This is a genomic window from Nostoc sp. KVJ20 (assembly GCF_001712795.1).
Classification (GTDB): Bacteria; Cyanobacteriota; Cyanobacteriia; order Cyanobacteriales; family Nostocaceae; genus Nostoc.
The window spans coordinates 23,919-41,809 of record NZ_KV757553.1 but is presented as its reverse complement, the minus strand read 5'-3'; the positions used below and the strand labels follow the sequence as shown (position 1 = coordinate 41,809).

General features: G+C 42.1%; 19 protein-coding genes and 1 pseudogene. 15 read left to right on the top strand and 5 right to left on the bottom strand.

What is annotated here, in order from left to right:
- The first annotated feature begins 18 nt into the window (after nucleotides 1-18).
- Complete coding sequence (locus tag A4S05_RS03580; RefSeq protein ID WP_069068449.1) at nucleotides 19-390, top strand: hypothetical protein; 372 nt, start codon at nucleotides 19-21, stop codon at nucleotides 388-390.
- Nucleotides 391-432: 42 nt separating this feature from the next.
- Here the strand turns inward: A4S05_RS03580 and A4S05_RS03575 are convergent, their stop codons facing one another.
- Together A4S05_RS03575 and A4S05_RS03570 are read right to left on the bottom strand one after the other, a co-directional pair.
- A complete protein-coding gene (locus tag A4S05_RS03575; protein ID WP_069068448.1) occupies nucleotides 433-864 on the bottom strand; it encodes a hypothetical protein in 432 nt (143 codons plus the stop codon).
- Nucleotides 865-1,100: 236 nt separating this feature from the next.
- On the bottom strand, nucleotides 1,101-1,301 hold the full coding sequence (locus A4S05_RS03570; RefSeq protein WP_069068447.1) for a hypothetical protein: 201 nt from the start codon (nucleotides 1,299-1,301) through the stop codon (nucleotides 1,101-1,103).
- A gap of 213 nt (nucleotides 1,302-1,514) precedes the next feature.
- Here A4S05_RS03570 and A4S05_RS03565 point away from each other — a divergent pair, with 213 nt between their 5' ends.
- The 13 genes and pseudogenes from A4S05_RS03565 to mazF all read left to right on the top strand — a co-directional run bounded on the left by A4S05_RS03565 (nucleotide 1,515) and on the right by mazF (nucleotide 11,727).
- Nucleotides 1,515-1,859, top strand: coding sequence for a hypothetical protein (locus A4S05_RS03565; RefSeq protein ID WP_069068485.1), 345 nt, complete (start codon nucleotides 1,515-1,517; stop codon nucleotides 1,857-1,859).
- A 182-nt stretch (nucleotides 1,860-2,041) separates the two neighbouring features.
- The gene (locus tag A4S05_RS03560; protein ID WP_069068446.1) at nucleotides 2,042-4,180 is read left to right on the top strand and encodes a pentapeptide repeat-containing protein; all 2,139 of its coding nucleotides are present in this window, start codon (nucleotides 2,042-2,044) and stop codon (nucleotides 4,178-4,180) included.
- A gap of 112 nt (nucleotides 4,181-4,292) precedes the next feature.
- Complete coding sequence (locus A4S05_RS03555) at nucleotides 4,293-4,784, top strand: hypothetical protein (RefSeq protein WP_069068484.1); 492 nt, start codon at nucleotides 4,293-4,295, stop codon at nucleotides 4,782-4,784.
- Nucleotides 4,785-4,934: 150 nt separating this feature from the next.
- Nucleotides 4,935-5,141 (top strand): hypothetical protein, encoded by a 207-nt coding sequence (locus tag A4S05_RS03550; protein ID WP_069068445.1) that lies wholly within the window; start codon nucleotides 4,935-4,937, stop codon nucleotides 5,139-5,141.
- Between the two features lie 204 nt (nucleotides 5,142-5,345).
- Nucleotides 5,346-6,602, top strand: coding sequence for a GNAT family N-acetyltransferase (locus tag A4S05_RS03545; protein WP_069068444.1), 1,257 nt, complete (start codon nucleotides 5,346-5,348; stop codon nucleotides 6,600-6,602).
- A 1-nt stretch (nucleotide 6,603) separates the two neighbouring features.
- Nucleotides 6,604-7,080, top strand: coding sequence for a Holliday junction resolvase RuvX (ruvX, locus tag A4S05_RS03540; RefSeq protein ID WP_370684387.1), 477 nt, complete (start codon nucleotides 6,604-6,606; stop codon nucleotides 7,078-7,080).
- Between the two features lie 143 nt (nucleotides 7,081-7,223).
- The gene (locus tag A4S05_RS03535; protein ID WP_069068442.1) at nucleotides 7,224-7,796 is read left to right on the top strand and encodes a DUF3727 domain-containing protein; all 573 of its coding nucleotides are present in this window, start codon (nucleotides 7,224-7,226) and stop codon (nucleotides 7,794-7,796) included.
- A 233-nt stretch (nucleotides 7,797-8,029) separates the two neighbouring features.
- Complete coding sequence (locus A4S05_RS03530; RefSeq protein WP_256090808.1) at nucleotides 8,030-8,572, top strand: hypothetical protein; 543 nt, start codon at nucleotides 8,030-8,032, stop codon at nucleotides 8,570-8,572.
- Nucleotides 8,551-8,808 (top strand): annotated as a pseudogene (locus A4S05_RS03525) (hypothetical protein); the annotation flags it as partial. The gene A4S05_RS03530 and the pseudogene A4S05_RS03525, both read left to right, overlap by 22 nt.
- Nucleotides 8,809-8,861: 53 nt before the next feature.
- Nucleotides 8,862-9,401 carry a YqeG family HAD IIIA-type phosphatase gene (locus A4S05_RS03520; RefSeq protein ID WP_069068441.1) on the top strand — a complete coding sequence of 180 codons (540 nt, stop codon included), beginning with the start codon at nucleotides 8,862-8,864 and terminating at the stop codon, nucleotides 9,399-9,401.
- Nucleotides 9,402-9,687: 286 nt separating this feature from the next.
- Entirely contained in the window at nucleotides 9,688-10,791 is a 1,104-nt protein-coding gene (gene proB / locus A4S05_RS03515; RefSeq protein WP_069068440.1) for a glutamate 5-kinase, read from the top strand.
- A gap of 356 nt (nucleotides 10,792-11,147) precedes the next feature.
- A complete protein-coding gene (locus tag A4S05_RS03510) occupies nucleotides 11,148-11,384 on the top strand; it encodes an AbrB/MazE/SpoVT family DNA-binding domain-containing protein (RefSeq protein WP_069068439.1) in 237 nt (78 codons plus the stop codon).
- Entirely contained in the window at nucleotides 11,371-11,727 is a 357-nt protein-coding gene (gene mazF / locus A4S05_RS03505; RefSeq protein WP_069068438.1) for an endoribonuclease MazF, read from the top strand. The genes A4S05_RS03510 and mazF overlap by 14 nt, the downstream gene beginning before the upstream one ends.
- Here mazF and A4S05_RS03500 read toward each other — a convergent pair.
- Both A4S05_RS03500 and A4S05_RS03495 read right to left on the bottom strand, forming a co-directional pair.
- A complete protein-coding gene (locus A4S05_RS03500; RefSeq protein ID WP_069068437.1) occupies nucleotides 11,693-12,682 on the bottom strand; it encodes an ROK family protein in 990 nt (329 codons plus the stop codon). The genes mazF and A4S05_RS03500 overlap by 35 nt on opposite strands.
- Before the next feature lie 32 nt (nucleotides 12,683-12,714).
- Nucleotides 12,715-13,329: a Uma2 family endonuclease gene (locus A4S05_RS03495; protein ID WP_069068436.1), complete on the bottom strand. Its 615-nt coding sequence runs from the start codon at nucleotides 13,327-13,329 to the stop codon at nucleotides 12,715-12,717.
- 1,285 nt (nucleotides 13,330-14,614) lie between these two features.
- Between A4S05_RS03495 and A4S05_RS03480 the strand changes: the two genes are divergently transcribed.
- On the top strand, nucleotides 14,615-15,592 hold the full coding sequence (locus A4S05_RS03480; protein ID WP_069068433.1) for a sucrase ferredoxin: 978 nt from the start codon (nucleotides 14,615-14,617) through the stop codon (nucleotides 15,590-15,592).
- 186 nt (nucleotides 15,593-15,778) lie between these two features.
- Here the strand turns inward: A4S05_RS03480 and A4S05_RS03475 are convergent, their stop codons facing one another.
- Entirely contained in the window at nucleotides 15,779-17,368 is a 1,590-nt protein-coding gene (locus A4S05_RS03475) for a helix-turn-helix domain-containing protein (RefSeq protein ID WP_069068432.1), read from the bottom strand.
- Nucleotides 17,369-17,891 lie beyond the last annotated feature (523 nt).

Genomic DNA, 17,891 nt, shown 5'->3' with positions numbered 1-17,891 from the left:
CAGGACGACATTTAAAAAATGAGCTTTAAGTCATTTCAATTGAACCTTTTAAATCTCCGACCTTGGCTCACTCTGCTGGCAGTTATTTGGTTGCTGGCATCACTGGGCTTGGGTTGGTTGGTCAATTCGTTACTAATTATTGTCGGGTTGCTGTTTTTGGCACCTATTGTGGCTTTTTTTGGCTTTCGTTGGTGGCTACAACGCAACTTGGTTGCCGATCAGTGTCCCGTCTGTGGATATGAATTTACAGGTTTAAACAATAGTCAGTTGCAGTGTCCTAACTGTGGAGAGTCACTTTTAGTACAAGATAGTCATTTTCAGCGCTTCACACCAGAAGGCACAATTGATGTCACTGCTGTGGAAGTTCCAGCCAAATCGCTGGAAGATTAGTCATTAGTAATTAGTCATTAGCGAAGTCCAAATGACTAATTACTATTTATTTTTTTGCGAGATTGAGAGGGTGTAGTTATACTCTCGTTGTGATAGTTCGCCCACGTACAGGGAGTATTTTCCTGCCTGCCAGTAACCAGAAAGTTCTGACTTCCCTCCAGAGTAACTATCTGCTAATACACAAAAGCGCCCTCCAGGCCCGTCGATCAACAGCGTTGGTTTCCCTTGACTCTCTACTGTTAATCGCAAATAAGGTAGTGACTCCGTAACCTGGATCACTTGATTAGGTTCAGTGGTAATATTGCCACAATTGCTTTTCACAGTTCCCCCAGACTTTCCGTTCAAAATCAGTGGATCTGATTGGAGATTCCGATTAATTTGGATTGTTGGTGTTTGTGCCAAATTAGCCTCAGTGAAAACCAAACTCATCGCCAAAGCTGTGGGAACAATTGCAAGTAGCCTAAGCGTCTTCATTTTAATTAATGCTCCAGATTTTTTTAGAGCAATATTGTTATATAGTCTGATTTAATAGACGACGGCAAGCCGTCTTGGTTCCAAAATCTGCCGTATAAAGCAATACCGTTCAGTTAAGGATTGTTTGTGAAGATTTGATAGATGTGTGTAGAGACGTTGCAATGCAAAGTCTTTACATCAGAAATTGGACTTACGCAAAACTACATGCTGTAGGGGGAAATTCATCAACATTGGTGTCAACTTAACCTGAAAGCCTGTCTAGAAAAAGCTTTTAGATATTGTCTCGTGTCTCGTTCCCAGTCTCCGGCTGGGAATGCCATCTTAGAGGCTCCGCCTCCCTTGCTGGCGGCAGAGCCGCCAAGAGTAGCATTTCCAGCCCAGAGGCTGGAAACGAGATTTGAAAAGGCTTTTAGCTTAAGTTGACACCAATGATTCATCAATTGCCCCTACCTGAAAAAAGGGTTTCGGCTATTGTTTGCGTAACTCCTGAGAAATATGATGTCTGGAAGGCAACAAGAAAAAAACATAATTTTTCCCTGTGCAGACAGGTCTTACAGGCACAGACATTAGCTAAAATCACTAAAACAACCACCAAAAATAGAATTTGGCTGGTTTGTTGGATAAGTGTGCTAACTGAGGTAGAAAAATTGATGAATCCTCAACCAGAAGAAGACTTACAGCGTCGCCTCAATCAGCTAGAGGCAGAGATTAATTCCCCACCGGGGGCGGTTCCTCAACCACAAGAGCCAAAACAAACGCCTCAGTCTGTTTTTGCCAACTTGAACTTGCAACTGGAGCGGTTTAAGATTTGGTTCAACAGCTTATCTGGGACGAAGAAGCTGGTAGTTGCGGGAGTGACGGTGCTAGTAGGGTTGGCGATGCTGCAAGCAGTGTTTAAACTAGTTGCATCTGTAATCAGTCTGGCACTTTTGGCAGTGTTAGTGTATGTTGGATACAAATTTTTTGTGTCTGGTAGCTTTCAACGTAAGCAATAAGTTGATATGCATTTACTTTGCACTCTGCCCGGAGTTATGAAAGTCAGGAGCCAGAATACAAACGGTTCCTGACTTATGACTTCTAAAGTCTATTTCAATATGCTTTTCTTTTTGCTGATCAGCTTAGTCTATTTTAATTGTGCCGATCGCGGCGTAAAAATAATGTCAAAGGAAATTATACAATGACGGCACCAATTGTCAGGAGAAGTAATCAATCTGGTCAGTCAAAACAACCGGAAAGAGCCAGTTCGCTGCTGCTTGCTAGCAGGCGTTTTGCTGCTTGGGCGGCTGAAATCACACTAGTTGTTACTAGTGGGTTGATTCCCTTCGGCATTGGTGTCTATGCCAATTCTAGAAGCGATCTGAACCGAGTGCCGCTTAATCCCGTACTGGTAGTAATAGAAAGAGCGATCGCTAGACCCTTAGCTTTGCCTGTGAGCTATGGCATCCGTAACGTCGCATGGCCAACTAATATTTTGTGGACGATCGCCCTGTTAGCACCTGTAACTCTCTCATGGTGGCAATTATATTTACTAGCTAAGACTGGTAGCACAATTCCTAAACGTTGGTTAAAAGTGCGGGTTGTCAACGAGCAAGGAAAGCCACCTGGTTTGGGCGCAGTGGTGATTAGAGAAGGAGTTGGGCGTTGGACTGTACCCATTTCCATCGCCTATCTGCTGTGGCGCTACAGCTTTGCTTTCCCTAATTTAGGATTATTCACATTTTTGTCTTTGTTAATGATTGTGGGTGAAGGGATAGGCTTACCGTCACGTCGGGGGCGTCGCGCACTGCACGATCAACTCGCAGGCACTCATACAATAGATGCGCTCTTAGCTAGTAACAGACAAGTTCAGTCTGCTGGCGGTAATGATGAAGCAGAAGAATGGCAAGAGGGAAATGAAGAATTAGCGGTAGCCCAAAGCAACAAGTCGCCCAATCTGTGGCGGCGGATACAGCAAAATCCCAATCTAACTTTGTTTGGGGTAGGGCTGACGAGTATGACTGCTGTGTTGGCAACTTTAATCGGCACTCAAGTTTATATCCAAATTCAACAATCCCAGCGAGCAACTCAGCAAATTAATAGCCAACAGTTCCTCGAAATTGTCAAACAATTAAGTCCCAACTCTGGGGCGACTAATGAGCAACGCCAAAGCGCAATTCTAGCTATGGGTGGTCTTAATGACCCACAATCCATTAAATTCCTGGCAGATTTATTAGTTAGCGAAACCAACTCCAGTCTTCTGGATACGATTCAACAAGCTTTGACAACTGTTGGGCCTCAAGCCATCCCTGAATTAAAAAATAAGAATCAGTTTTTGGTTAGCGAACTGGAATCTGTGGGTAGCACTGCAACCAAAGAGCGCGAATTGCGGCAAGGGCGGCTACAAAGAAACCAGCGGACGATCAACAAGATTCTCTCTGTTTACAGTGGGAAAATCGAGGGCGTTGACCTTAGTAGCACCCAATTAGGTCAAAGCGGTACTCCTGGAAGTTCCTTCTTCAACTTGGTACTAGACAGCCTTGATTTATCAGGAGTTAAGTTTAAATCTGCAAATCTTAACCAAGCCAGCTTTAAGGGTAGCCGCTTCCGGAGTGCGGGTGAGGATGGACGCTGGGATACTTACGACGATGTGATGGCTGATTTAAGCCAAGCTCAGTTGCAGCAAGCCAATCTTACTGATGCTAACCTCAGTCGCGTCTTGATGAACCGTACCGACTTGAGCCGCGCCACTCTCAATAGAGCTAACTTATCCAATGCGCGTCTATATGACGCTAAACTCAATAGCACCCAACTAGTAGGAGCCGATCTGCGAAACGCAGTTTTGGAAAAAGCCAGCTTGACTGGGGCTGATTTAGGTGACGCCAAATTGAACGAAGCCAATCTATACGCCGCGCGTTTAGGTCGCGCCACTGCGATAGGAACACAATTATCCTTTGCCAATTTAACGAACACTGATTGGCAAGGGGCAGATTTATCAGGAGCCTATTTGGATCGTGCTAATCTCAGCAATGCTAACCTGAGTGCCACTCGTTTAGCTGGTGCTGTTTTGCGTTCTGCCCAGATGGAAAACGTTAACTTGCAAAATGCCGATCTGAGTCTTGCAGATTTACGGGGGGCGAATGTCACTGGAGCAGATTTTAAAGGGGCAATTCTCGCCCCTAGCAAACAAGATCCAGCAGATCAATTTGTCCAAACCCCAGATTTAGGCTCAATATCTGCCGTAGTCCAAGGTGTTGATTTTTCTCAAGCAAAAAATTTAGATGCCAAGCAATTAGCATACATTTGTACTCAAGGAGGCATTCATCCCCGTTGCCCGTAGAATGGAGCAGAGGGGCAGAGGGGCAGGGGAGGCAGGGGGAGAAGAATTAATAACCAATGCCCAATGCCCCATGCCCAATGCCCAAATTCAAAATGGTGTGAGGAGTTCGGTTATGAAATATATTCCATATTTGGTTTCAGTTCTGGGGGCTGGCTTGGTCTTGAGTCTGGCGAGTACTAAACCAGCACAAGCTCAAGTAGCCTATGGTAGTTATATCGGTATAGGCCCCACTATTGGTGTTACCGATGGTATTCAACTCGGAGGGGTGATAGCGGGACGATACAAGCTTTTGGAAGCACCGATTTCACTACGCGCTCAAGTGTTAGTTGGTAATAATACGGCAATTGTGCCAACGGTTTCCTACGATTTCCCCCTGAATTGGCAAACTGATGCCTACCTGGGCGCTGGATTAGTGTTGGCTGGTGGTGGTGGTTCTTCTCCTGTGGGCGATAAAATTAGTTTTGCTTTACAACCGGGCATTGATTATATGATCCCAAATAGCAATACTGTGCTTTTTGGCAACGCCATCATTGCTTTTGATGCCTACCGTGATAGCGGTGGTACAGCTATCTCTGTACAGGGTGGTGTTGGTTTGAGATTTTAATAGGCAGATGAAAATCCTATAGCGATCGCTATTCCTATCCCTAAGAAGCGTTAAACTTCATTGCAAATTAAGAAGTTAGTCCAAACAACGTGATAGTTTTTGGTCATGAAGAGAGATAGCACAGGATTAACACAGGAGAACACAGTGGCAATGGAATCAAATTTATTGACGGATGCGGGCGCAGATGAAATGAATCAAGATTTCAGTGAATATGTCGCCAACCTGCAACTTCACATGACTCTGCAAGCTCGCAATCTTGTTCCAACCCTGAAGCAAACACTGGTAGATAGTCGCCAGCAATTACTCCATCAAACCCAAGCCAACTTTGAAAAGCTAGTTTCTCGACAAGGGCTATAAATATATACAAGTTTTAATCAAAATTCAAATAAAATAAGGGCAGATGTTGTTGGGTTAATGCCAATGGTGTTCTCACAAGGTCTGCTTTTTCTGCTTCTTTAAGTATTAAGTTACTAAAATCACCCTTTTGGCACAATAGTAGAAAGCAGAAACTAGTTAAGATAATTGCAGCAGTTCCTTTGAAGAGCAGTTAGTTACGGCTAAATGTCGGCTCGAATAAAAATGACTTCATTACTTCCCAGAAACCTCAGCGTTATTATCCGACCAGTCCAATACCGGGATCTGGACGGGATTGAGCGCATAACTCAAGAGTCATTCGCAGCCCTAACTCCCAAGGGAGCAGGTTTTGCCATCAGCCAGATGCAAAGGCTGCGTCGCTGGTATGGATTACTCAAATTTTTAAGCTGGTTTCCTAACCCGCTCCAGTATCGCCTCTGCGCCTATGTAGCAGAGCAAGGGCGGTTGCTTCTAGGAATGATTCAAGTGTCACCCTTTAATCGGACACGCAGCACTTGGCGGATTGATCAAGTGCTACTAGAGCGTGGTGTCGATAAACAAGGAATTGGTTCGCAACTTTTGCGTCATTGCTTTGAATCGATTTTGGAAGCTCGCACTTGGCTATTGGAAGTTAATATTAACGACATTGAGGCGCTGGCACTATATCGACAAAATGGATTCCAGCGTCTAGCAGAAATGACTTACTGGGAAATTGGGCCAGAATTACTGGCTGAATTGGCACAAGCAGAGCCAGATTTGCCCAATCTCTTGCCAGTGAGTAATGCTGATGCCCAGTTGCTATATCAACTGGATACGGCATCGATGCCACCTTTGGTACGTCAAGTTTTTGACCGCAATACCCGCGACTTTAAAACCAGCTTGTTCGGCGCTTTAACTGATGCAGTGAAGCAATGGCTGACCAAAACAGAAGTGGTGAGTGGTTACGTATTTGAACCCCAACGCAAAGCTGCGATCGGCTATTTTCAGGTGCAACTTGACCGTAAGGGTGAAGTTCCCCATGCTGCAACGCTGACAGTTCATCCTGCTTACACCTGGCTATATCCAGAATTACTATCCCAACTGGCTCGTATTGCCCAAGATTTTCCCCAGCAAGGGTTACAATTAGCCTCCTCAGACTATCAGGCAGAGCGAGAAGAGTATTTGGAGCGAATTGGGGCAAAACGCATAGAACATACATTAGTTATGTCTCGCTCTGTGTGGCACAAGCTACGGGAGTCTAAATTCGTCTCCCTAGAAGGAATCCAGTGGACTGATATGCTACAAGGTTTACAACCGGCACGTAAACCCATACCAGGTGGGATGTCATGGATACAACCAGTAAAGCTGCCATTGTCAGATAAACCACTGCCAATTAAGTCAGAACCGATTAACTTTTCGGGAAAAAACCCTAGCATTGAAGCATCGCCGATTCCTGAATCAGCAGATGTACAACAGGAGAATTAGTGTGATATCCCAAGAGCAAGCAAAACCGTTTATTTCAGCCTTGGGACTAGATTTTGGTCGCAAGCGAATTGGTGTAGCTGGGTGCGATCGCACGGGTTTAATTGCCACGGGGATCACCACAATTGAGCGTACATCTTTTGAGCAGGATGTCGAGCAAATCCGACAACTAGTTAATGAACGCGAAGTGCAAGTTCTAGTTATGGGCTTACCCTATTCAATGGATGGCTCAATAGGATTTCAAGCGCGTCAAGTTCAAAAATTTACTACAAGACTTGCTAAAGCACTAAAACTGCCTGTGGAATATGTGGATGAGCGATTAACTTCATTTCAAGCAGAGCAACTGCTGATAGCTGAAAACCGCTCCCCGTCACGCCATAAAGGTTTGATTGACCGCAAGGCAGCCGCTTTGATTTTGCAACAATGGCTGGATGTGAAGCGTGCCAGTTCCCGTAGTTCAGTGGCGGTTATTGAGTATTGATACCTTTTAACATGATATTCTGAAAACGATTAGCCAGCAGTTGTATCTACGTATAAAGCTATTTGATTGACATAATATGTCATTAATGATAGTGAAGCGATTTTCAAAGTTGCTGGTATTTATTAAATTTTTACATTTCGGCTATGTTTTCCCCTCCATTTCCTGAAGAAAATGATAACGCTCATGCGGGTTCCATCACTTTAACCGATGACAAAGGGCGATCGCTCGACTGTTACATAGAGCATTCCCTGGAGGTAGATGGACAAGAATACGTTTTACTTCTTCCTGTAGACTCACCTGTAGAAATTTTTTCTTGGGAAGGCGACGATGAGGAAGAAGAAGCAGTTCTAGTAGAAGACGACAACATAATTGAGCAAATTTTTGCTAATGCTCAAGCTGTGCTATCTGAGCAAAACTTGATACTAAAGAACACAGCTTATGCTTTGACAGTTGCAGGTGATTTACCGCCAGTTGAAGAATCAGAACTCTTCACCTTAGAAATCGAAGACGAAGGTGAAGATTTAGAGCCAGAGCAATTACAGCTACTCGCTAGCTTCTATGATGAAGATCAGGAGTATGCAATTTATACACCGCTTGATCCACTGTTGTTTTTTGCACGGATAGCAAAAACAGGTGAACCTGAATTACTTTCTCCAGAGGAGTTCCGCCAAGTGCAGCCTTTGTTGGAAGAACATCTTTTTAATGAAGTGGAATAAGATGAAAAATTCAAAATGTTACATTTTCATTTTGAATTTTTTAATTGGGAATTTTGATTGTCATCACAATCCAGTTAAACCTTTTACCATGTCTCATTAAATGTGGAAGTGATGAAACACTAACACTAAATTGCGACAATTAATGTTGTTTAAAATCCTGAAAAAAGCATTTTAGTTGGCAGGGATTTTCAATTTCATTATCTACAATCCAAAATTGCTATGAGGTGCTGAAAATGGCTTATAGCGACTTTACATTAAGTAAATTTAAAAAGTCATTCAGCATCCGCATTGATGAAGAAACTGATTTATGTGCGGACATAGAACCTCTACAGGCAAGCGAAAAACTCAAAAATTCTTTAGAAGAAACTACAGAACTGGCTTTAGCAATTAATACTGAAAAATCTCGTTCAGAAATGATTATCACTCCGATATTGTTGGAGGTAAGACGCAGGGCTAATTATCCAATTAGTTTGTTTTCAGGAACAGATTTTAATGTAGATCCAGAAAAGGGTCTGAATGGCTATTGTGACTTTATCATCAGTCGTTCTAAAGAGCAACTAACAATTAATGTGCCTGTAGTGGTTATTATTGAAGCCAAAAATAAAAAACTCCACCCACAAGGGGATGGAGTTTTTGGGCATAGGGAATGGGGCATGGGGCATGGGGAAGAAGTTACCAATGCCCAATGCCCCAAGCGACGGGGCGACTATCCCTCTACAGACACCTGGGGATGGAGTTTCCCGTCGCTTTCGATGAAAATATTAAAGGTGGATTAGGTCAATGTGCAGCAGCCATGTTGGCAGCACAGTTATTTAATCAACAAGAAGGAAATGAAATCAGAAAAATTTATGGCGCGGTAACAACAGGGGATATTTGGAAATTTTTACAGTTAGAAGAAAACGATATATTTATTGATTTGAGTAATTATTACATCAAAGAAATAGATAAAATTTTAGGGATTTTATCTCAAAGTGTTCAGGGAGATATTCCAGGATCGGGTTCGACTAACTAAACTATATTGGGTTATGCTCATTTGTCTTAGCTATCTACATTTGACTGTTGACTATGGTCTGGAACAATCTTTTACAGCCTGATTTGATTTTAGAGGGTTCAGTGTTGAACCTAACCCCAGATATTATCCAAAAATACGGGCTTAAAGGGCTGGTATTGGATGTAGATGAAACTTTAGTACCCTTTACAGTCGGGATAGCTTCCCCAGAACTACGAGAGTGGGTAGAGCAAATCCGTACCTGTACTGCATTATGCTTGGTCAGTAACAACCTCAGTGAAGCACGAATTGGTGGCATTGCGCGATCGCTCAACTTGCCTTACTACTTGGGTGCAGCCAAGCCTTCCCGACGCAAAATTAGGGCAGCACTTAGGGGAATGGATCTACCAGTCCATCAAGTGGGTATGGTAGGCGATCGCTTGTTTACCGATGTCATCGCAGGTAATCGCCTGGGAATGTTTACCATTTTAGTTGAGCCGATTGTTCATGCCGACGCGGCTCTCCGCTCTCATCCCGTCCGCAACTTTGAAGTTTGGATATCTGAAATTCTGGGAGCCTCTATCACCCCCAAGAAAACTAAGATTCACAAAAGTTGAGAAGTGATCAGGAAAGTAAATCTAAAGAAATAGTTAAGGAATCTTTATGGAACCCAAAAATCGGGGATCATAAGTATTAATAACATGGGGTCAGCCAAAAAAGACCCTAACTCATACTAAGTAAATATACCCCGTAAAGCGTCAACCTTCACCATAGAGGGATTGGCGCTTTACAATTTCTTTAGTCATTTGTCCTTTGTCATTTGTCCGTTGTCATTCGTCAGTTACTAATGACCAATGACTAATGACCAATGACTAATGACCAATGATCAATGACTAATGACCAATGACTAAAACAATTGTTGTCAAAATCGGTACTTCTAGCCTAACCCAACCAGAAACGGGACAATTAGCACTTTCTACCATCGCTACCTTGGCGGAGACACTTTGCAATTTAAAACGCCAGGGACATCGGGTGATTTTAGTTTCTTCTGGCGCTGTGGGGGTGGGTTGTGCGCGGTTGGGTTTAACTGAACGTCCCAAAGCGATCGCACTCAAACAGGCTGTAGCAGCAGTTGGACAAGGCAGGCTAATCCGTATATATGATGATTTATTTACTACTCTCCAACAGGCGATCGCTCAAGTATTATTGACTCGTAGTGACTTAGTACAGCGCAGCCGCTATCTCAACGCCTACAACACCTTTCAGGAATTACTGGGACTGGGAGTGATCCCCATAGTCAATGAAAATGATACCGTAGCAATAGACGAACTAAAATTTGGTGATAATGACACGCTTTCGGCATTGGTTGCTAGTTTAGTAGAAGCAGATTGGCTATTTTTGCTTACCGATGTCGATCGGTTGTACTCAGCCGATCCCCGTTCTGTACCCGATGCGCGGCCAATCACTCTAGTTAGTAGCATTAAAGAATTAGCTCAATTACAAATAGGTTCCCAAGGTTCTCAGTGGGGTACTGGTGGGATGGTGACAAAAATTTCGGCTGCGAGGATTGCGATCGCGGCTGGGGTGCGGACTGTAATTACCCAAGGGCGATTTCCTCGGAATATCGAAAAAATTATCCAAGGTGAACTGATTGGGACGCATTTTGAACCGCAACCAGAACCAACTTCGGCGCGTAAACGTTGGATAGCTTACGGACTTGTACCTGCGGGAAAATTGTATTTAGATGAAGGTGCGATCGCGGCAATTTCTCTAGGGGGAAAATCGTTATTAGCTGCTGGAATTAAAGCCGTAGAAGGAGAATTTGACACACAAGATGCGGTGCAATTGTGTGACAGCAACGGTAACGAAATTGCCAGAGGACTTGTGAATTACAACAGCAATGAACTGCAAAAGATTCGTGGGTGCCATTCACGAGAAATTTCCACGATTTTAGGTTATCCAGGTGTGGAAACCGCGATTCACCGGGATAATTTGGTTTTGACTTAAAATGGAAATAAGATAAATATGGTTAAAAGTAAGTTATTCCCATAATTAGATTTATCCGTGCTTAATCGTTGTCTGTTGTTATCAAACAGAATTCAGGAGTCAGGAGCCAGAATTCAGAATGAATTTTGTGCGACTGGTGTATGAATAAGCGGCGTTTTTGCACCCCCACCAAATTTTCAATTTGGTGGTCTTCAATCAGTGGCGGGTCTGAATCCCCCACTGATTGCATTCTGACTCCTGAATTCTGACTTCTGAATTCTTCTTCAACATCTTCCTTGGAAGCTATTAGAGAGTTTCGCCAAGATATTCAACAGTAATAGTAGGTTAAAGAAAACAATAATCAAATCTTTCCAAAGATGACTAACCAAAAGCTGACCTTAGAAATTCCAGAATCTCTGTTTGAGCAATTGCATCATCTTGCGGAGTTAACTGGTAAATCTATAGAATCCTTAGCATTGCAAAGCATTACGAGCAACTTATCTTCCTTAAGTGAAAAAGTACATGACCTCGATGAACTTCTGTCACGAGTAACACCCGATAATTTACATAGTGAAATTGACAGTGGAAAGCCTGTAGGTCATGAAATATTCTGAATATGAATTATACATACCGAAGCAGGGTGATATTATTTGGATAAACTTCACGCCTCAAATTGGACGTGAGCAAGCAGGTAGGCGTCCTGCTCTTGTCATCTCACCACTTAAATATAATCGTCGAGTTCGACTGGTCTTGGTATGTCCGATTACTACAAAAGTCAAGGGATATCCTTTTGAAGTACCTGTTTCAGAAGGTTTAGCAGTATCAGGAGTAGTGCTGGCAGACCAGGTGAAGTCTTTCGATTGGCAAGAAAGAAAAGCCGAGTTTGCTTGCAAAGCACCAGCTGAAGTCACAGTTGAGGTAATTACTCTACTGAGAACTTTAATGCCTCTACCATAATAGAAGCGATCGCCACACCACCCCACAAAGGCGCATCATCCCCCAGAACCGCCGGCACAACTTCAAAATCAACTTCCGGTAAAGCCGTCTCCCGCGCCACTTGACGCACCACTTGCCAAAAATACTCCCCCGCCTTCGTCACACCGCCTCCCAACACAAAGCGCTGCGGATTCATCAAGTTCGCCACATTGCCAATACCCACACCCAGCGCCCAAGCAGCTTTGTGCAAAACTTCCTTTGCCAAATCATCACCAGCCGCCGCAGCTTCAGCTACCAACTGTCCCGTCAGCAATGTTAAATCATCCCCCACCAAACGCCGCAAAACCTCTCCGCCTTTGATTTCTTCGCGCCTCTGCGGTTTAGTTTGCAAAATTTCCCTAACATTTTGCGCCATATAAGGCCCTGAAGCCAAACGTTCCACACATCCCCGCTTACCACACAAACAAACTGGCCCAGCCGGATCTACAACCACGTGTCCAATTTCGCCAGCCATCCCACCAGCACCCCGCCAAGGCTGGCCATTGAGTATCCAACCACCACCCACGCCAGTGCTGACAGTAATGTAAAACAGGCTATCGTATCCCTGTCCCGCACCAAAACGGTGTTCACCCAAAGCCGCAACGTTAGCATCATTATCTACACCAACAGGAACACCAAACTCCTCCTCTAGCAACCTTTTGAGAGGAATATTTTCCCATCCAGCGACATGATGAGATAGTCGCACTGTCCCTGTTGAAGCGTCAACTGGACCACCAAAGCTGACACCGATCGCAGCAGGTTTTGCATCTTCTAGCAAAGAGTAAATGAGCGATCGCATTATTTCTAAGTCAGTGTTAGCATCTGCATCGACTGGCGATAAACGACGTTCATAACGCAACCACTTTCTCGAACCAACATTTACCAATGCTGCTGCTAGCTTAGTTCCACCAAAATCGAGAGCTAAAATTAATGTCATTCACTCACCTTTAAATGATGGCAAGATGTGGTTTAGTTAGCCGCATCAAAAATCTGTTGTGCGGTTAAATTTAATTGGGGAAAGGTAGGTGATGAAATTGCGGTGTTACCTTGAAACGGTGTCATTTGATATTCACCATCAACTAATTCGCATACAAAAATAGTGGGTTGTTTGGGATTGCCAATAAACTTTCTTGCACCCAATGCAGCATAATCAGCAATCCAATATTCAGGAATGCCCATTTCCTCATAATCACGAAATTTATTGTAGTAATCATCTCGCCAGTTAGTTGAAACAACTTCAATAACTATTGGAACTGATGCTGCTTGGCTTACTGTTGACTGTTTTTGAAAAAGCGGTTCATTGTCGAGATTATCAAGATTTAGCAGCAACACATCAGGCGAATAAGCTGATTCGGCAGTAGGAGTTTTGACTAATGCTGTTTTGGGAATTCCGTAGGGTAAATTAAGACGATCAAACTCCACGGTTAATTTCCGCGACAAAAACGCAACAACTTTTTCATGCGATCCGGTTGGGGGTGGCATTTCAACAATTACTCCCTTATGTAATTCATAGCGTTTACCATCGTTGGGATACCATTCGCTAAATTCATTAAAGGTGAGTAATTTGGGCAAGGCTTGGATCATAATCTTACCTCCACATCTGTTTTACTTTATCAAAATATTCACAATTTCCGTTGGAATAATTCAATCTATTTTGACTTTCATAGTATTTATATAGGACTCATATTTGATTTTTGAAAAAAATTCGGTACACCTTAATCTTCTGAAATCCTATTCCCTATTCCCTACCCACGTAAGTAAATTCAGGAATCAAGCCGGATTCCTATATACGCCCTGACTAGCAACAATTTGTCACAATTGCAAAACTTTATCTATTATATTGAAAGTATAAATACTTGTTCTAATCAGCTATCTCCACTATCAAATGCCCGTTAAGCTTGATTTAACCAACCTCCTGGAAGCAACAAACTGTAAAGAAGCCATAAAGATTCCTAAATACTTGCATTTCTAATTGACTTCAGTTACAGTCAAAGCAGATACCTATCATCAAACCCTGACATTAACTTCAGGAAGTTAGATTAGGTAAAAAAGTAAATACTAGGTTTGTTAAGGTTAATCCCAGCGACGCTGCTAATAATTAGTCACTAGTTTTGATTCTTAACACATCGCACATGGAGTACGGGGCAGTAAAAGATTTACCCCTGACTTTGTTATTTTTATTTTTTCTCGGCTAATTGAGAATTATTTGCAATATGTACAGTTCTATAGATGCATTAAGAGCAGATAGTGTGGAAGAAGTCTTAAAACAGCATTGGCTTACGAAAGTGATCTCTACTTATCAAATATTTCCGCATCTACCTTTAGGAATATGTTCTTCACAAAAGCGGCACAGAATTATATCTTTATGTGTAAAAACAGGATTTGTAACTAGTTATGTAGATAATTTCAGCAAAACTTTAAATAAGTGTGTTGCTGCTAGCAATATCTTGAATTGTAGTATCAGCTACATCGATATTGCAAGTAAGCTAATAGTTGGTAACTTTTCAAGCCACTTTGCGTATACACACAGCATTGAATATATTTGACTTAGAGAAAGAAACCAAGTTCAGAAAAGCCGAATTTCAGCAAGTGAAAATTTATAAAATACCAAATAACAATAAAACTAGATACAAAATTAACGTCGCTTATACGGAAAAATCTATCTTGACGCTATTTATTTCTATTGTGGAGAATTTATTAACCGGAAAGACTTTGAGTAATAATGATGTTATAAAGTGGCTACCTAGTTTTGACTGGGAAATACATATTGTTCTTTTTTATCTCCTTGACTGAAGGATATTGTAGCCCAGAAGACAATTGTAGTTTGTAATACCTTTTGTCCATAAAATACGCTAATGAGTATAGATAGATGAATACTTTTTTTTGTTCTGACGATTCACAGCAAGTAGGAGAAGATGTTATTGGTAGTGCCACCAATTATCAAACTTATATTTTAGTTGAGTGTCCTTTACCTTGGACATCAGAAGCCTTGAATTCCAAATGGGTGCCCCAGAATTTAAGGATTTTGGTAGATGAAGTGAAGCGTGCTAAATTACCGATTAGATTCCTCTTAATTGCTAATGATGTATCACACAAAATAAACCACACTACGCTTTTGATTTATCAAAAAAAAGAAGGTTTAAGTAATGGATACCATAAGCAAGAGTTTAAGCTAGACAATATTGAGCAAGTAGCAGAAGTTGTCCAAAAATGGTTATGGGGTATCAGTTCTAATTCTGAGGTAGAAACTAGTACAACTAGAGATATTTTAGTTTGTACCCACGGTAGCCATGATAAGTGCTGTGCCAGATATGGCGCTCCTTTTTACTTCAAAATTACAGCGAGTAATGCTGATTTGTGCTTGGATAATGTGCGAATTTGGAAATCATCGCACTTTGGTGGACATCGGTTTGCACCAACAGTCATAGATTTGCCTGAAGGAAGATACTATGGTCGGCTCGAACAAGATTCATTTAGATCAATTTTGACTCGGACTGGCGATATTCAATGCTTAAATAAAGTCTATCGGGGCTGGGGAATTCTACCTGCTGCACTTCAGGTTTTGGAAAGAGAACTAATCCTCTGCAATGGATGGGATTGGTTTAACTACAAAGTTGCAGGCAAAATTTTGGAGCAAAGTTTAGACAATAATACTATCCTAGCTGAACTAAGTTTTGAAAAGCCTTCTGGTTCTTTCTACACTTACCAGGCTAAACTGGTGAAAGATGAAACTAAGACTCAACAACTGAAGAGTTCATGTAATGCTACACGAGAGTTGGTAGTTACTAAATATGCTGTAGGTAGTCTCTGGATTACATCTAGTAAGGTTATGAGTTATAGTACATAAAAGAGATGAGCTTTTAAACGCAGAGGGACGCAAAGGGAAGCGCAGAGGATCGCAGAGGATTGCTAAATTTGGTATAACGCTGCACAAATTCGTAACAAAATCTCTGTGTACCTCTGCGTTTCCCAGCCTGCGGCAAGCCGCAAAAGCGTCTACTGCGCCCCTTTGCGTTTAAATTCCGAATCGAGATTAAGTCATATTTAAGACTTTTCTTAAAAGTATTTGGTCTTCTAATTTGGCCTTTAACCGACCACTTTCAATATCTCGAATCCAGCTTTGGCTTTTACCTGTGAGTTTTGCCAACTCTCTTTGGGAAAGATTCAAATTTTTTCGCGCTTCCAAAATCTGTTCACCTAGTAAATCATTTGTAGCTTTAGGCTTCTTTTTGGCTTTAGCAGTTCGTCGTTGCTTTTTTTCTGATTCTGAGATTTGCTGTTCCCATTCTGCTGGAAGTTCAAAAGCCAAAATCCGCGCATTCATGAGCAGATTCCATTTACCACGGGGGCCTGTGTCTGTGAGGCGAGTTTCAGCACCACCGTCATTAGTCCAAAATTCTAATGCTTCATCTGGATCTTCGGGAAGATCAATTAATTTCGCCCACAAAGGTTGAATTTCTGGTGGGTAAGTAACTGGATCGAAAAGTGGCTTCATTCCATAGTGATTGAGAATTTCCAAATCGCTTTCAAAGGTTCGCAGTAGACGTTTGCGTTCTTCCCGTTGTCTGGATGCAAGGGCGACTTTTTCTTCACCGTAAGCAATACGCAGCAAAGTAGGAATGGTGATGCGTTGTTCTTTGCCCATTTTGGTTTTAAACAGCAACCACAGCATTAGTCGGACTGCGCCTTCATGTTGCTGCCAAATGCTCATGACTGTGGTTAGCAGCGTTTTGGGGAGACTACCGTATTGATAGAAGGCGGTTCGCTCTTTACACGCTTGTTTATTTAAGAAATATTGTGCCCATAAACCTGCTTTTATTTTAAAAGTTAGCCCAATCAGATATTTGCATCCGAGATTGTCTTCTTGAAAGTGGTGTTGAATGTCTACTAAGTGCCATAAGCGGCTGTTTGTAACTGAGAATCCGTTGATTCGGCCTTGTTGGGGCCAGTCAATGGAGATAATCAGGGAACAAGCTTGCTGGACAAGATTTTTCATCAAAGCTAGTTTGGCAGCTTTGCTTAAATCTTTGCGTTTCTCCATCCCCAAATATTTCTCAATTTGTCGCTCATCGATCGCAAATTCTTGCTCCCAAGGTTGATCTAAGGCTGTGGCGTAAGCTGCAAAAATCAGATGTATGCAAGTGGCTCTGATGTCAAGCCCTTCAATTGCGGCTATATCTGTGGCTTTGTCGTTAACTTTGAAGGGATCTTGGATGTGAAAAGCGATCGCACCTCGGCCTTGATTGACTTGTCGCCCATAACTGATGTAGCCTTCTTCATCGGTTTCCCAATGTAGTGATGTGCGTTGCGCTAGTACATTACAAGCTTCCCAAATTGCGATCGCAGAAGCAAATGGATTATTCTTACCATTAGAAAACAAGTCTAAACTGGTAGCATCTCTCGGTTCCACTTTGCATCTCCCCTTTTTCGCCTGCCAAGGAATGGGAGACTTAGTTGGACAAGCTATTACACATTGTGGTTCTGGATAATAGCCCTCACAATTATTACAAAGACCAGGATCAACCCAGTATTCATTGTCCTCTACTCTGATTGCACCCGTAGGACATTGGGGGCGGCAGTTGTCACATCCAACGCAACTGTTGTTAGGAATTGTATAAGGCATAAGGCTCTTTTCCCACTCTAATCGTTGAGATGTCTGTCTCAGTTCTCCCCTGGATGAGTCCTGTTTATTCATGACTCGCCACCACATTATCTTTCTGGCAAGAATAATTTTTTCTCACCAAATTCACTTCCCACATCCATATTTTGACTTTGCATCCAATTGGAAGCTATTTAAGGCTTTTAAACCGAGCCTGATAAAACTTCTTTATTAACTATACATTTCATGAAAAAAATGATTAATTTGTTCGTGTCGAGCTTAGAAAAAAACCTTAACATTTATTTAATTACGTATTTAATGAACATTTTAGATTTGACCATAAAGTGTTTTTAGGACATATTTAAGCCTGTGGCGATTTGATTTCATCTGATTTATTAATAATTTTAATATTTAATGCATGATCATATTCTGCCATCAAATTTACAGTTCCTTCATAAATCAATTCGATTTCTTCATGTGATAGAAAAATGTCATCATTTATCTAAATAATTGAATTAAAAGCGAATTCAAAATTATTGCTTGATAA

What these genes read in the sequence shown, in the direction of transcription:
- A4S05_RS03580 (WP_069068449.1), top strand. Translation starts at nt 19, where the DNA reads ATGAGCTTTAAGTCATTTCAATTGAACCTTTTAAATCTCCGACCTTGG.
- A4S05_RS03575 (WP_069068448.1), bottom strand. Translation starts at nt 864, where the DNA reads ATGAAGACGCTTAGGCTACTTGCAATTGTTCCCACAGCTTTGGCGATG.
- A4S05_RS03570 (WP_069068447.1), bottom strand. Translation starts at nt 1,301, where the DNA reads ATGAATCATTGGTGTCAACTTAAGCTAAAAGCCTTTTCAAATCTCGTT.
- A4S05_RS03565 (WP_069068485.1), top strand. Translation starts at nt 1,515, where the DNA reads ATGAATCCTCAACCAGAAGAAGACTTACAGCGTCGCCTCAATCAGCTA.
- A4S05_RS03560 (WP_069068446.1), top strand. Translation starts at nt 2,042, where the DNA reads ATGACGGCACCAATTGTCAGGAGAAGTAATCAATCTGGTCAGTCAAAA.
- A4S05_RS03555 (WP_069068484.1), top strand. Translation starts at nt 4,293, where the DNA reads ATGAAATATATTCCATATTTGGTTTCAGTTCTGGGGGCTGGCTTGGTC.
- A4S05_RS03550 (WP_069068445.1), top strand. Translation starts at nt 4,935, where the DNA reads ATGGAATCAAATTTATTGACGGATGCGGGCGCAGATGAAATGAATCAA.
- A4S05_RS03545 (WP_069068444.1), top strand. Translation starts at nt 5,346, where the DNA reads ATGTCGGCTCGAATAAAAATGACTTCATTACTTCCCAGAAACCTCAGC.
- A4S05_RS03535 (WP_069068442.1), top strand. Translation starts at nt 7,224, where the DNA reads ATGTTTTCCCCTCCATTTCCTGAAGAAAATGATAACGCTCATGCGGGT.
- A4S05_RS03530 (WP_256090808.1), top strand. Translation starts at nt 8,030, where the DNA reads ATGGCTTATAGCGACTTTACATTAAGTAAATTTAAAAAGTCATTCAGC.
- A4S05_RS03520 (WP_069068441.1), top strand. Translation starts at nt 8,862, where the DNA reads ATGGTCTGGAACAATCTTTTACAGCCTGATTTGATTTTAGAGGGTTCA.
- proB (WP_069068440.1), top strand. Translation starts at nt 9,688, where the DNA reads ATGACTAAAACAATTGTTGTCAAAATCGGTACTTCTAGCCTAACCCAA.
- A4S05_RS03510 (WP_069068439.1), top strand. Translation starts at nt 11,148, where the DNA reads ATGACTAACCAAAAGCTGACCTTAGAAATTCCAGAATCTCTGTTTGAG.
- mazF (WP_069068438.1), top strand. Translation starts at nt 11,371, where the DNA reads ATGAAATATTCTGAATATGAATTATACATACCGAAGCAGGGTGATATT.
- A4S05_RS03500 (WP_069068437.1), bottom strand. Translation starts at nt 12,682, where the DNA reads ATGACATTAATTTTAGCTCTCGATTTTGGTGGAACTAAGCTAGCAGCA.
- A4S05_RS03495 (WP_069068436.1), bottom strand. Translation starts at nt 13,329, where the DNA reads ATGATCCAAGCCTTGCCCAAATTACTCACCTTTAATGAATTTAGCGAA.
- A4S05_RS03480 (WP_069068433.1), top strand. Translation starts at nt 14,615, where the DNA reads ATGAATACTTTTTTTTGTTCTGACGATTCACAGCAAGTAGGAGAAGAT.
- A4S05_RS03475 (WP_069068432.1), bottom strand. Translation starts at nt 17,368, where the DNA reads ATGCCTTATACAATTCCTAACAACAGTTGCGTTGGATGTGACAACTGC.